General features: G+C 42.4%; 10 protein-coding genes. 6 read left to right on the forward strand and 4 right to left on the reverse strand.

What is annotated here, in order from left to right; all coding sequences use genetic code 11:
- Positions 1–2: 2 nt before the first annotated feature.
- The 4 genes from ACFS6H_RS04240 to ACFS6H_RS04255 are packed head-to-tail and all read left to right on the forward strand — an operon-like array spanning position 3 to position 6,479.
- Positions 3–1,418, forward strand: coding sequence for a DUF3526 domain-containing protein (locus ACFS6H_RS04240; RefSeq protein ID WP_386095547.1), 1,416 nt, complete (start codon positions 3–5; stop codon positions 1,416–1,418).
- Between the two features lie 9 nt (positions 1,419–1,427).
- Entirely contained in the window at positions 1,428–2,876 is a 1,449-nt protein-coding gene (locus tag ACFS6H_RS04245; RefSeq protein ID WP_386095549.1) for a DUF3526 domain-containing protein, read from the forward strand.
- Positions 2,873–5,050: an outer membrane beta-barrel protein gene (locus ACFS6H_RS04250; protein WP_386095551.1), complete on the forward strand. Its 2,178-nt coding sequence runs from the start codon at positions 2,873–2,875 to the stop codon at positions 5,048–5,050. The genes ACFS6H_RS04245 and ACFS6H_RS04250 overlap by 4 nt, the downstream gene beginning before the upstream one ends.
- Positions 5,051–5,069: 19 nt before the next feature.
- Positions 5,070–6,479 carry an MATE family efflux transporter gene (locus ACFS6H_RS04255; RefSeq protein WP_386095553.1) on the forward strand — a complete coding sequence of 470 codons (1,410 nt, stop codon included), beginning with the start codon at positions 5,070–5,072 and terminating at the stop codon, positions 6,477–6,479.
- A 697-nt stretch (positions 6,480–7,176) separates the two neighbouring features.
- Here the strand turns inward: ACFS6H_RS04255 and ACFS6H_RS04260 are convergent.
- Positions 7,177–7,776 carry a DNA alkylation repair protein gene (locus ACFS6H_RS04260; protein WP_386095555.1) on the reverse strand — a complete coding sequence of 200 codons (600 nt, stop codon included), beginning with the start codon at positions 7,774–7,776 and terminating at the stop codon, positions 7,177–7,179.
- Positions 7,777–8,079: 303 nt separating this feature from the next.
- Positions 8,080–8,544, reverse strand: a complete 465-nt coding sequence (locus tag ACFS6H_RS04265) for an META domain-containing protein (RefSeq protein ID WP_386095557.1) — start codon at positions 8,542–8,544, stop codon at positions 8,080–8,082.
- Between the two features lie 762 nt (positions 8,545–9,306).
- Here ACFS6H_RS04265 and ACFS6H_RS04270 point away from each other — a divergent pair.
- Positions 9,307–9,513: a hypothetical protein gene (locus ACFS6H_RS04270; RefSeq protein ID WP_386095558.1), complete on the forward strand. Its 207-nt coding sequence runs from the start codon at positions 9,307–9,309 to the stop codon at positions 9,511–9,513.
- A 248-nt stretch (positions 9,514–9,761) separates the two neighbouring features.
- Positions 9,762–11,936 carry a T9SS type A sorting domain-containing protein gene (locus ACFS6H_RS04275; RefSeq protein WP_386095560.1) on the forward strand — a complete coding sequence of 725 codons (2,175 nt, stop codon included), beginning with the start codon at positions 9,762–9,764 and terminating at the stop codon, positions 11,934–11,936.
- A 90-nt stretch (positions 11,937–12,026) separates the two neighbouring features.
- On the opposite strand, the gene ACFS6H_RS04280 is transcribed toward ACFS6H_RS04275, so the two are convergent.
- Together ACFS6H_RS04280 and ACFS6H_RS04285 are read right to left on the reverse strand one after the other, a co-directional pair.
- Positions 12,027–12,545 carry a hypothetical protein gene (locus ACFS6H_RS04280; protein ID WP_386095562.1) on the reverse strand — a complete coding sequence of 173 codons (519 nt, stop codon included), beginning with the start codon at positions 12,543–12,545 and terminating at the stop codon, positions 12,027–12,029.
- A 132-nt stretch (positions 12,546–12,677) separates the two neighbouring features.
- Entirely contained in the window at positions 12,678–13,202 is a 525-nt protein-coding gene (locus tag ACFS6H_RS04285; RefSeq protein WP_386095564.1) for a hypothetical protein, read from the reverse strand.
- Between the last annotated feature and the right edge of the window lie 56 nt (positions 13,203–13,258).

The raw sequence follows: 13,258 nt of genomic DNA on the forward strand, positions 1-13,258 counted from the left end.
TAATGATACAGCGAATAATTAAAAATGAATGGCTGCAATACAGCAGGGATAAACGTTTAAAATGGCTGATCTGTTTTTTGCTGCTTATCAGTGCCATTGCCCTATGGCATCAGTTGGATTTTCAAAGCCAGTTGCAGACTACCAGGAAGGAAGCACAACAAAAATCACGTGAAGAATGGTTGTCGCAGGAACTGAAGCACCCGCATATTGCAGCCCATTTTGGCAATTATGCCTATAAAAAACCTTCCCTGTTACATTGCTTTGATCCGGGGCTGAGTATATATACAGGCACATCTGTCTACATGGAGCCTCACCGCCAAAACGATCTCCTCTTCAGCAAAGGACAGGAAAGCGACACAGGCTTACGTTTCGGCTGGTTAAGCCCGGCACTGGTATGCCAGTTATTAGTTTCCTTATTGATCATTGTTTTGTCGTTCGGTAGCATCAACGGAGAACAAGAAAAAGGGACTTTGCCTTTGCTGCTTTCACAGGGTATATCATTCAGGCAGCTGCTGTTTGCAAAAACATTCGCCGTATTCCTGGTTTTTGAAATCTTTATAACCGTCTATTTACTCATAACAGCAATTGCTGCCGCATGGCTGCTGAGCACAGACCTTATCCCGGGTAGTCTCTTTTATCTATGGTTGGTGTACAGTGCTTATTGCCTCATCTGGAGTTTGCTGGGTGTATATGTTTCTTCAAAGATTAAGCACGCTGGTGGTGCTATTGCGGTGTTATTGCTGTGCTGGATGTTTACCAATATTCTCCTGCCGCGTATCGTGGCAAATGTTGCAGAAAATGTATTTCCCCTTACTACCAACTACCAATTCAGGCGACAGATTGCTGATGCGATCGAAAAAGGACTTGATGGACACAATACACAAAGCGAAAGGGCTAAACAGATCGAGCAGGAACTATTGTCAAAATATAAAGTAGACAGCGTAGAACAATTGCCTTTCAATTTTGAAGGGTATATCATGCAGCAGGGAGAGGAATATAGCAGTAAGGTATATGATAAGTTTTGGGGAGAGGTTTTTCTCAGTTTAAAAAAGCAAAAGCAACTACAGTCATTGCTTGGCCTGGGGAGCCCGTTTGTAGCGCTGCGTAATATATCTATGGCAACATCAAACGCGAGCCTGGAAACTGAAATTGATTTTCAGGAGCAGGCAGAACAGTACCGGCGCGATTTTGTGCAGGAACTGAATAACGATATGCGTGATAACTCGGCTTATGGCAGCTTTAATTCCTATAAAGTAAGTAAAGATAAATACCACTCCATCGGGGATGTGGAGATAAAAAACCATCCGCTTGCCTGGTCCTTCCCGCATATAGTTCCTGACAATGTTGGATTAATATGTTGGTTACTGGTTTTAATAATACTACTGTACAAAAGAGGAAATGCCTTCAGTTACCGCTAAATAAAAAAAATGAAACCGCACGATCACCATACAGGAATTACGCTCCATTTGCAGCGCTGGCTTTTTAAAAAGCAAAGGATCAACATACTGCTATTAATAATTTTTTTATTAGCGGGTTTATACGGGCTTTACCAGGGGGCCGCTTTTAAATATAAACAGCTCCGAACAATTGAGTCTTTCAGGAATGAAAAACTCCAGGCCTTGCGAACCTTACAATCGGGCTTTGATACCGACACCACAAAACCGGAAGGGCTTGCTGCTTATAAAAAAGCCACCGGCATCATATCCAGTAACTGGAACATTGTTTTACCGGTTTATAAGCCTCCTGTAAGTACGGCCATTTTCAATATCGGGCAGGCCGATATATTCCCCTATTACTATACCATAAAAAATGAAAGCTTCTTTATGCAGCTTTTTAAACAAGGGGAAATAGCTAATCCATTGCGGTCCCTGGCGGGACATTTTGATACCAGCTTCTGGATCATTTACCTGCTTCCGCTACTGATTGTGGTATTGTGTTTTAATACCTTGTCGGCCGAATCTGATAATGGTAACTGGAAGCTTATTAACGGCCAGGGAATAAGCGCCAGGCAATGGGTATTATCAAAATGCCTGTTCACCGGGCTCATCACCGGAGCAATGGTTGTTTTCTTATTCTTTATTGGCCTGGCATTGAATTACTGGTGTTTTAAACAGGCTCCAACGCTCAATGATTTCCTTTTCCTGCTAATGGCAGGTATTTATCTTGTTTTCTGGCTATCGGTGGTCTATGGTATCAATGCGTATGCTAAAAACACCAGCAGCGCAGCCCTTTTGGGAGGAATTTCGTGGATATCAATTTGTTTTATTGTTCCTACACTCGTGACCACTGTTGCTGAAAAAGCGATCCCGGTCGATAACACGCTTATAAGCCGGATGTCCAGGCGACCGCAGGGTTCCCGGTTTGATGATACTGCCTTTGCAAAACAAACTATTGCCCGGCTGGGAGAACTTCACCCCCAATACAGGAATACAACGCTGCAACCTCAAAGCCCCGGTTTTGGGTTTGCCACCTATATGTCCTATCACGAATTGATGGACGACAGTAATAAAAATGCCGTGCAGGATTATTTCGCAGGTATCGAACGGCGTCAGCAGGTAACCAACGCTTCCGTATTGCTGAACCCTGCTGCCGGTGTGGACGGTATGTTCGCTCACCTTGCGGCAAATGATGCACAATCCAATCACCATTTTATATGGCAGGCAAAAACGCTGCACCAGGCATTGCACGATGTCTATTTTCCACCGCTATTTTTTGAGAGACAATTAACCAGGCGTGATTATGAAAAGCTGCCCCTTTTTATTTACCAGCCGGTTGGTGTTGCTGCAACCGGTATTATCACCGGCCTGGAACTATTGCTATCGGCGGCCTTCATTTTTTTAATCAGTAACAGGAAAATCAAAAAAAAGTGGTCATGAAAAATACAATTATATACTTACGCAGCATTCTTTTATTGCAAGCGGTAATAGTGCCGGTAACAATGCTGACAGCACAGGATACACTTACCAGGGTAAAAACCGATACCCTTGGAGAGGTTACCGTTAAAGCAAAAAAGCAACTCATCGAAATAAATAAAGGCAAGGTGATTTTAAACCTGCAGAACAGCGCCTTAACTTCCGGGGCCTCTGCTTTTGACGCACTGAAAAAACTTCCCGGTATTACTATCGGCCAGGATGATAATATATTGCTCCGCGGATCTGCCGGCATTAATGTAATGATTGATGGAAAAATGACCTACCTCTCCGGCAAGCAATTGACGAACCTGTTACAGGGCATGAGTGCTGAAAACCTGAGTAAGATAGAGCTGTTAGCCGCTCCTTCAGCAGAGTTTGATGCAGCGGGAAATGCGGGTATTATCAATATCGTAACGAAGAAAAGAAATACACTGGGGTATGGAGTAGATCTTCGTTCGAGTGTTACCAAAGGACGGTACTGGATGGTGAATGAAAATATTACTGCCAGTTTAAACACCAAAAAGTGGAGTTTATACGGCTCCCTGGACTATAATACCCCGCACCGGTCAATGACCGGTAAAAGCGGCAATACCGTTGTACAAAATGGTGAAAGGCTTGAAATAAAGAGGGATGCAGAAAACATTTACAAAATTAAATACTATACTTACCGTGCTGGTGCAGACTGGCAGGCAGGCAGGCGTCATTTGTTCAGCTTTCATTACAACGGGTATTTTGATGATTTTAAGGCCTATAAATCTTCCAACCTCCAAATGTTTTACCCTAATGGAACACTGCATTCAAATATTCAGACACAAAATAACATCATAGAACCTTATCATTACGATGCGGCCAATTTCAGTTATAAATTTGATATTGATACTTCAGGCAAAAAACTAACCACAGAAGCTCACTACATCAGTTACAGGAATCTTTCGGACGGAACAATGACCAGTAATACATCAAATGGCGGGTCCGGTGCAAACGGTACTACCCATGTGCTGAGGCAGCACCAGCCGGGTTTTATCACGATTAGATCTATAAAGACCGACCTCGAACTACCCTACTCAAATTTCTCTGTAAAAGCCGGTGTAAAATATGCGATCACTGCTAATGATAATGAATACCGGTTTGATTCCTTACTTGCCGGTGATTTTACAGAGGCTGAATCCATGTCCAATCATTTCAAATATGAAGAAAAGATATTCGCAGCTTATGCTTCGGTGTCGCGGAAGTTTAACCAGACCTCAGTAGAAGCCGGCCTGCGTCTTGAAAACACTTATGCCAGGGGATATACGGTAAAACAGGATTTGAACAATACCTGGAATTATACCAGGCTATTCCCCAGCCTGTCTATCGATCATGTTATAAATGAAAAAAACAAGATCAACCTCTCCCTGAGCAGGAGAATTAACCGGCCTTCGTATAGCGACCTGAACCCGGTGCGTTGGTACAACGACCAATATTTTTATTACTCCGGTAACCCGGAACTGCAACCGGAAATGGCATGGCTGGTTTCAAGCGCCTATACACTTCGAAATAAATACATACTCACCGCCACTTATGGATTACGTGATAATTACCTGGGCAGGCAATTAGTTGTAGACCCTTCCAGTGGTTCCATAAAAAGTCAAACCGCTAACTTCAAAAACGCTAAACGCCTTGACCTGGATATCTCACTCCCCTTTTCTGTTACATCGTTCTGGGACTTACAGCTGAGCTCAGGCGTAAACTATACTACCTACCCTATATCCATCATTGCAGGGTTCAAACAGCTTTCTTTATGGGCCGGAAACATTCAGTTGCAGCAACAGGTGCGATTACCTTATGACCTGCAGCTACAAGTATCGTCCTCTTTATATTCCGGCGAACTTATGGGCATCTATAAATCAGCTGATTTTTTTTATATGGATATCGGCCTGAAAAGATCGTTTTTAAAAAACAAGCTGGTACTTCAGTTAACCGGCAGTGATTTACTGCGGACCAACCGGTATAAAGCCACATCGCAGACAGATATTTCGGATTATCGATACAACGATCGTTCAGACTCCAGAAGGGTAGCGTTTTCTATCCGTTATCATATAGGCGGTAAACTGTTGAATAAAAAAGCAAGCACTATTGAGGAACAGGAACGTTTATAAAAGCAGTTAACCTCTTTTTATGTCCGGTAAAAGACAAATGATATTACAGGATGATCTTTGGCGTTTAATGGTCCGCCTGTCATTGCCCGGTATTGTGGGCATGCTGGTCATTGCAGTGAACTCCTTTGTGGATGCATTATACGTTGGCCGTTTTGTTGGCGCTGAAGCACTGGCAGGGGTTTCCATGACCATCCCGCTTACGGTATTAAATACGGCTTTACTCAACCTTGTTGCTGCCGGGGCCAATTCGCTCTTAAGCCGGAGCATTGGAAGTGAAGATACCGCTACGCAGGATAGCGTGTTTGCACATATATTGCTGCTTTGTATTGCAGTGTCAGTTCTGCTGATGGTACCCGGTATTTTTTTTGCTGAAGAAGTTATTGGCATAACAGGAGCGACGGGGCGGGTGCTACACCACGGCGTTGAGTATTATACCATCTCGCAAGCGGGGTGTTTTTTTAGCATTTTCGGATTGGTTAGCTCCGGCCTTATTCGTGCAGAAGGTCAAATAAAAAGAGCCATGTTTATCAGCATTAGCGGCGTTTTGATCAATGTGCTGCTGAACCCTGTATTTATTGTCTGGCTTAAAATGGGTGTACAGGGTTCCGCATGGGCAACGGTATTGTCTATGTTTTTCTATTGCCTGCTAACTACCCGGTATTTCCAGTCCGGGAAAAGTGTAGTCAAGATCCGGCTCGGTTTACAAATTTGGAAAAAACAGATATTCAGGGATATTTTAGCCGTTGGAGTTTCGGCTATGTTAATGCAGTTAAGTAGTTTTATCAGGCAACTGTTTTTATTTAAGGCGGTTACACGATATGGTACAGATACCCAGGTTGCTTTATTTTCTGCTGTCTATCGTTTATTTACTTTCTCGGTCATTCCCGTTTTTGGCATCCTTCAATCCCTGCAACCTGTAGTAGGCATTAATTACGGGGCAGGACAACAAAAACGGAGCAGGGCTGCAGTAGCGGTTTTCCTCACTGGCTGTATCGTACTAATGCTGGTCATAGCACTGCCTTCCTTTATTTTTCCCAGGGAAGTACTCAGCTTACTGGTACCTGGTATTACACTCAACGCAGGAGGGCTGTTTTATTTCAGGATGGTATTGATCATACTGTTGATGGCCCCGGTATCTTCGGTAAGTATTGTTTACCTGCAGGCAACAGGTAATGCAACATGGTCTGCCTGGCTGGCAGGTGGGCGTGAGCTTGTTTTATTCCTGCCGCTTGTGCTGCTTTTACCCCAACTCTATGGTCATGCAGGCGTATACTATACATTAGTGATTGAGAATTTTTTATACATGCTGATCGTACTCATGGTACTTCGCTACTACATGAAAAACATGCCAGTGCTTGATGGCTCCTCCAATAGTTTTACCCTCTCTTTTCGTTTCTTCCATTTGTTCAATAGAAAAGCGGGCAAATAATTCTTGCAGCTCTGCCTGCGTGTGAAAAGTCATATCTTTTCTTATAGCCCAGGAATCTTCTGTTCCGAAAAAATGGCCTGCAAAACGTGATCCGGGTTGTAATGCGTCGAGTATTTTTTTCCAAAGCCTTCCAAAATGCGCAGGAGAACAAAATGGAAGAGAAAATGAGGCATTGATCAACATCGCAGGTTCGAGCTCAACTTCTTCAAATGGTTGATGGATAATATTTAAATTGATGGCATCACCAGGAGCAACCAACTGTTTCAGCTTTTCCCCAGCGGCATGCTCTTTATCAATAGCTGTTAGTTGCCAGCCATTGGCCAGCAGGGCAATACTATCAATTCCGTTTCCAAAACCAAGATCAATCGCTCTTTTTTGCCCGGGAGCAATTTGTTCTTTACCAAACTGTTCAAGCGCAAAGGCAAGAGTGGCGGCAGGAGTGAGTGTTTGCTTTGAAAGGGTGTTGTAGTGAAGGCTCCAGGTGGGCTGTTCCATAAAATATTTGGGGTTAGTTCCAAAAACTTGTGTAATAAAATTAAAGAATTATCTGTTATGTCCGGAGCACTAACTCCTTTATTTTGACTCCTTAACACCACTGTTCATTTACATCATAATTATACCGTAAAGCATCACAAGATCGAAAAGAAATTTCGTACAGGATAATGTTCTGCTCTTTTTTGAGCGGGAGTCATGATGACTATTTGTTGATCAATTTCAAGATAAATTCAATCTTCTTATCCTGCTTGTCCCATGTGGAAATTTCTTCCCTGATCTCTTCGGGAAACTTTTTTTTAATATCCCTTAACGCATTGCCAATGGACTTCCTTAAGTATAAGCTTTCTGTCCGTTTATTGGAACTGATCAATTCAATAGCTGTTTTAGGGTTTTCTCTGAAAAAATCTCGGCTCGTCCATATCCGCAGCCCTTCCGTTACTGCCCTGGCAATATTGCTGTTCTTATGCTTTATCCAGAACTTGATTTTTACCAGCGACTTTTCATACCCCTTGTTTTTACAATAAGCATCAAACGCTTTTGCCAGCATTTCCTGAACCCTCCAGTTTTCATCTTGTGAAACCGTTTTTTCAAGCAGTTCCAAGGCCTTTTTATTTATCACCGCCAGCTCACCCAATAAATAAGTTCCCAGCATCCTCACCTGGTAAGGTTGGGTGCTTTCAATAAAACGCTGTGCAAGTTCAAAATGATCAATACGATCATCCTGTAGAATAACCTGCCCTGCTTCAATTATATGGTTGAACCCATGTTCAATCTTCGATATTTTATCAAGTAACGCCTTCATTTACTGACATATTAATTAGATGTAAAACCCGCCTATACAGAACGGCAGGAAAATACGTAAAAATCAGCCCGTTTTTCTTGTATTTAAAAAACAGCAGCCTATTTATTTGTACAAATTAAAAAGGTAAAAGACAATTTTCCCGGCATAAAGTGTGGCACAAAATAACAGAGACATGGGGCTTCACAAGTATTTGCATGCAACCGCCCAACCTGATATGTTGCAGTCAGGCAAAAACTCTTTGCAGTAATTAAGCGGGTTACAAAGTAGTTCTCTTACACTAATGAACAATGGTGGTCCTGGTACCTATTGTTTCTTAAACAGGGCGATCGTTTCTCTTTTATCATCATTTAATGCCAGCGTATCACCCGTTATTTTGTAGGTTCTTGCATTACCCAGGGCTTTCATAAACTGCGTTTCTATGTCAAGGTTAGGACAAGCCATTTGTGTAGAAATGATTTCAGATATCTTAATACTGTCTGCTGCGCTGATATGAACATTTGCGCCAAACCCGTTACATCCCAGGTTACCACCCGTGCTGACCAGGTTGGTAAATTTAAGATGCGGATAGTTTGGAAAAGAAGTATCTAACGCAATGCCTGAGCCATTCAGCTTCACCAGCTTCCATTCTTTATTTAAAAGCTCTTCAGCCGTAGCAGTACTTTCAACAGCATTCGCAGGTTGTGCAGTTTCGGAGGGTTCTTTTGTTTGCTGGTTATTACAGGCCGCAAAACCAAAAGCCACCGCAAAGAATAGCATACTTTTAAGCATATCATTAGTGTTTAAATCAATGTTAATATACAAATATTATATCAATTGACAAACCCGTACATTTCAGGCGGCATAGTGAATACGGACGGCTATATTGCTGTTGCGCCCTATACTTCTTATTGATGAAGAAAAAGACATAGTCAAATATTCCACCCTGATCGCCGTTCGTAAAAAACACATACCCGTTCTTTTGTTTCCTGAAAGTCACAAGATCAGTTTGAACCAATATGGGTATACTCAAATGTAACCGGCTAAAAAACATGTTAAAATGAAAGCCCGGTCCTGATTTTTTTTCATAAAACTGACAAAATATCTTTCCCGGTTTTATTGCCTCCTGGACTGGCACAGCTCTTGTGGCAGTGAAAATGATAGCTACACTATCAGGTAATTTAATTCATAGAGCGTGTCTTTACCTATTGTTCAAGGTAAAAAAGCGTATTTATTTTTTAATGTAAAACTTGTTAGTTATGTGGAAAGAACTTGTGAAACCAATCGTTACAACTTGGGAACAATGCCGCAAAATGATCCGGCAATTTTTTAACCGGGACGACAATGATCCTTATGGCAATAACCCCTATGTCATCATCTAGGTGTTACCAACTTTTGCCAGGTAAAGCACAGAGATCAACTGGCTTTTTTATACCGGAAATAAATCATTCATGAAAGGTTAGGGAGATGTACTTTATTCTTGTCCATATAAAAACGCGGGAAGGCACTATTGAAATTGGAAGGTATTTGCTTGGCCGTGACGAATCTTTTGCAATGGAAACCTTCGCATCCTTACAGGGTAATGATAACCGGGAAGACAGTTTGTGTATCCGACTGGACCTGGTATACGAGTCTCCGGGAGCCTTGCCTGTATGCCTGAAAACTATTGCCTGCAGGTTAAAGGAGTATACCCAAAACTGTGCATTATTGACAAAAGAGATCTTCCGTCATTTTATGCTGGAAGATGAGGCTTCCTGGTAGCGATTGAAGTTATAATAGGATATAGCCTGATACCGGCTTTTATTTCACCATTTGGTTGTCAATTACACTAACGTCCGCTATGAACAGAAGTAGAAAATGTTCAGTTCATTTTATGAAGAAACACGTTCATCAAATATTGTAATCACCAGGTAATTAAATTTGCACCTCTTCGAACCTGATTTATGAAATTTCTTTTCGCCCGCCTCTAAGCCTGAACCTATTTTTTTTTATTTTAAAATTTTTCAGTTTTGAAACATCTGTACTTATGTGCGGTAATTTTCTTAATTACCGGGGTGGCAACTAATGCCCAGGTTGTCCGCAACTTTACTCCCCGCTTCTCAGTCGACACCAAAGGAAAAATGGTCTTTGTCTCTAACAACATTATTACCACCAAACAACGAAGTGGTGGCAGTCCTGTAAATTATAATACATTGCCGCCGGGTTGCCCTGTAGCCGGTCAACTTTGTAAAAACGACGGGGAACATAATACCAATATTGATATTGATAATGATCCCGGCACATTTAACAGCTCTAGTGCCAGTATTACACTTCCCGATTGCAGTAATGTTGCTTTTGCCGGGCTATATTGGGGAGCAGGAATAGCAGTCAACCAGGGTACAAATGGTCCGCTGCCAATGAGTGCAGGCGGTTGGAACCAGGTTAAATTCAAAATCCCGAATGGCAATTACCAAAATGTGACAGCACAAAGAGTGGATACCCTCACAGAGGTATTTCACAGCTATCAGTCCTTTGCTGATGTTACCCATTTAGTGAGAGCCGGTGGTAGCGGGTTTTATACTGTGGCAAATGTAAAATGTGACACGGTAAACACCGCTGCGCAGCCTATTGTAAATGCCTTCGGCGGTTGGACAATGGTCGTTATTTATCGCGATTCAACAATGCCTTTACGTAACATGACCATTTTCGACGGCCTTGCACTTGTAAGAAATACTGCTCCGCATAACGTCCAGACCATTACAGTAACCGGGTTTAGCACCCCTCCTACGGGTGATGTATCGGCCAAAATGGGTATGGTGGTATATGATGGTGATCGTGGCGAAACAGATGGTTTTGAAGTAAGAAGAAATAGCGATGGTGTTTTTGTCTCTCAAACAGATGCAGGACAGGGAGCAGACGCAGTGTCGAATGCGGGTGATGCATGGAACAGTTCAATTACAGATACTACAACTGCCGTAACATCCCGTATTCCTGCCCACCAGAATACATATGGATATGACGCCCATTTATATAAGTTGAACAATACCAATAAAGAGTATTTCCGGAACAATGATAATACAGCCGTTTTTCGTTTAAGAACTTCATCGGAAGGCTATGTTTTAGGTGTTGTTACTTCTGAGATTGACACTTACGAACCGGAAATGCTGATGGAAAATGGCATTACAAACCTGAATGGAGCCACTGCAAGTAAAGGTGACACCCTTATTGTAAATGCAAATATTCGCAATACCGGCACTGATCTGGCTAAACAAGTGCAGGCGACCTATTCGCTGCCAGCCTATTTAAAATATGTGCCTAATTCTATTATTTTAAACGGCACGCCTAAATCCGACGCTTCGGGTGATGATGAAGCGGACTATGACGCGGGTACCAGAACTGTCAAAGCAAATATTGGAACCGGTAGTTCTTCTGTTACAGGGGGCGACATCCCGGGAAACAATGCTGCAACCTATACCATGACGTATAAAGTTACCATTAGCAAAGACTGTTCAGATATTGGTACAACACCTTTGCCTTTAATACTTCAGGGTAAACTGTTTTATGAGGGATTGACCACCGGGTTGGGAGATTCAACCGGTTCCCGTACGGCGTCAAATAATAACTGTGTACAGCCGGTTGCCCCTGATACTATTTTTCTAACATCCGGATGTGCTATAACCTTACCGGTACGGTTACTGAGCTTTAGAAGCGTAACGCAATCAAATGGCACTTTGTTAACCTGGAAGGTAGAGGAGCATAATGACGGTAAAAATTATACCCTTCAATCCTCATTTGACGGAACTTCTTTTTCGGACCTGTATTCGCTGAATGTACCGCTACAAAACGGAACAATTAGTTATGAATACCTGGACAAAAACAAATACGGAGAAAAAACTATTTACTATCGCCTGAAGATGACCAGCATCGACGGTACCATTGAGTACAGTCATACACTAGTTTCCCGTTTTGAAACAAGTTCAAATTGGAGCTTAACCCCTAACCCCGTATCAACGGTGGCCATATTTCGTACAAACAAACCGGTTGATCGCCTGGAATGGTATAATTTCAGTGGTCAACTGCTAAAAACTGTCGATAAACCTTTAAATGGTCAGCGTATAGAATTATCCCGCCTTGCATCAGGTACCTATATCGTTAAGGCATACCAGGATGGAGAAGCAACAGCTATTAAAATGATCAAACGATAATTGATAAAATTGTTTTGAACGCTAAAAGGGATGTCTTTGAGACATCCCTTTTTATTTAGTACCAATAAGGATAAGTTTAACGCGTTCCTGTTATCTTGCCCCGATATAGATCCATGTTTCATCAAAAGCGGTCTTGTGGCCTGTTACACCGGCTTCGTCCATCCAGTATTTGATACGGATGGTTTTTGTTGCCGGGTCCCAGGTATTTATACCGGAGGGGTCCAATACCGCCGAGCGGCCATTCTCAGATGGCTGCCCGTAACCGTTTCTTACACTCACCGCTTTATTGGTTGCGGGATCGAATTTTACAATAACCGAAAATTTACTGTAATAGGAAAGGCTGCCGCCATGCAGGATCAGGTGACCGCTTATGCCCAGCTCCGGTGCAAACATTTCAATTTCGGTGTTACTGATGGTTTTAAGATGGTATTCCTTAGCTGCAGGCGCACTGATGCGCGGCTCTGTTTTATCCGTTATCGTGCCCGTTATACTATACCGGCCATCGAATTTGTTGATATCCCCGTTAATTTCTGTATCCTCCTTTTTCTTTTTACAGGAAAGCAATACCAGAAACAGGAGGCTGGTTATGAACCATATTTTCCGTTGCATATAGTTGTTTTTTATACATCGGAAGAAATTAAAAATGTCATCGGGGAGGCTGCCATAGAAAAAGGGGCTCAGCCATTGAACCCCTTAAAATTTTCATATACCCTTTATTACCCGTGACATTTACCAGCACGATCAGGCCATATCAGAAAGGTTTTTCTTTACTTCTTCCACATGTTTTCCAAACTCTTTATTAAAGTGGAAGCGCGACACAAAAAACGAGACTGCGATAAGTGCTGTATAGGCACATATACGTAGCCCGGTGGCAATATCATACCAGGGTTGTATTAATTGTGCCGTGCCGGCATTTTTAAAAACCTCCAGGAATACGGCCAGTAAAACAACACCTGCCAGGTAAGTAAGCCGGTAGCCCCATAACATGTATTCCATAGAGCGTATATCGCGCTTTAGCTGGTCTGCCACCGGGGCATCTGTCCGGCCTGTCCTGTTCAAAATAAAATAGGCTATGCCAAAAAATACAGACCCTAATACGATAAGCCCCGCAAAAAGACCGAAAAAGGGATCGGATTGCAGCGAAGGGTTTTGTATTGCTTTAACAATGAGAATGATGAACAGGAATGGGATAATAACCACCTGCCTTCCAAGGGCCGTTTTTAACGAGGCCGCAGGGCCATAACTTTTTTGTTGACTAAGTTCCATGATTTTGTTTTTTGAGGTTGAAGTATTGGTTAAATGATTGTTTTGCCACTTATGTT

Source organism: Terrimonas rubra (genome assembly GCF_042686025.1).
GTDB classification, from domain to species: domain Bacteria; phylum Bacteroidota; class Bacteroidia; order Chitinophagales; family Chitinophagaceae; genus Terrimonas; species Terrimonas rubra.

What these genes read in the sequence shown, in the direction of transcription:
- ACFS6H_RS04265 (WP_386095557.1), bottom strand. Translation starts at nt 8,544, where the DNA reads ATGCTTAAAAGTATGCTATTCTTTGCGGTGGCTTTTGGTTTTGCGGCC.
- ACFS6H_RS04280 (WP_386095562.1), bottom strand. Translation starts at nt 12,545, where the DNA reads ATGCAACGGAAAATATGGTTCATAACCAGCCTCCTGTTTCTGGTATTG.
- ACFS6H_RS04260 (WP_386095555.1), bottom strand. Translation starts at nt 7,776, where the DNA reads ATGAAGGCGTTACTTGATAAAATATCGAAGATTGAACATGGGTTCAAC.
- ACFS6H_RS04240 (WP_386095547.1), top strand. Translation starts at nt 3, where the DNA reads ATGATACAGCGAATAATTAAAAATGAATGGCTGCAATACAGCAGGGAT.
- ACFS6H_RS04250 (WP_386095551.1), top strand. Translation starts at nt 2,873, where the DNA reads ATGAAAAATACAATTATATACTTACGCAGCATTCTTTTATTGCAAGCG.
- ACFS6H_RS04255 (WP_386095553.1), top strand. Translation starts at nt 5,070, where the DNA reads ATGTCCGGTAAAAGACAAATGATATTACAGGATGATCTTTGGCGTTTA.
- ACFS6H_RS04285 (WP_386095564.1), bottom strand. Translation starts at nt 13,202, where the DNA reads ATGGAACTTAGTCAACAAAAAAGTTATGGCCCTGCGGCCTCGTTAAAA.
- ACFS6H_RS04245 (WP_386095549.1), top strand. Translation starts at nt 1,428, where the DNA reads ATGAAACCGCACGATCACCATACAGGAATTACGCTCCATTTGCAGCGC.
- ACFS6H_RS04270 (WP_386095558.1), top strand. Translation starts at nt 9,307, where the DNA reads ATGGAAACCTTCGCATCCTTACAGGGTAATGATAACCGGGAAGACAGT.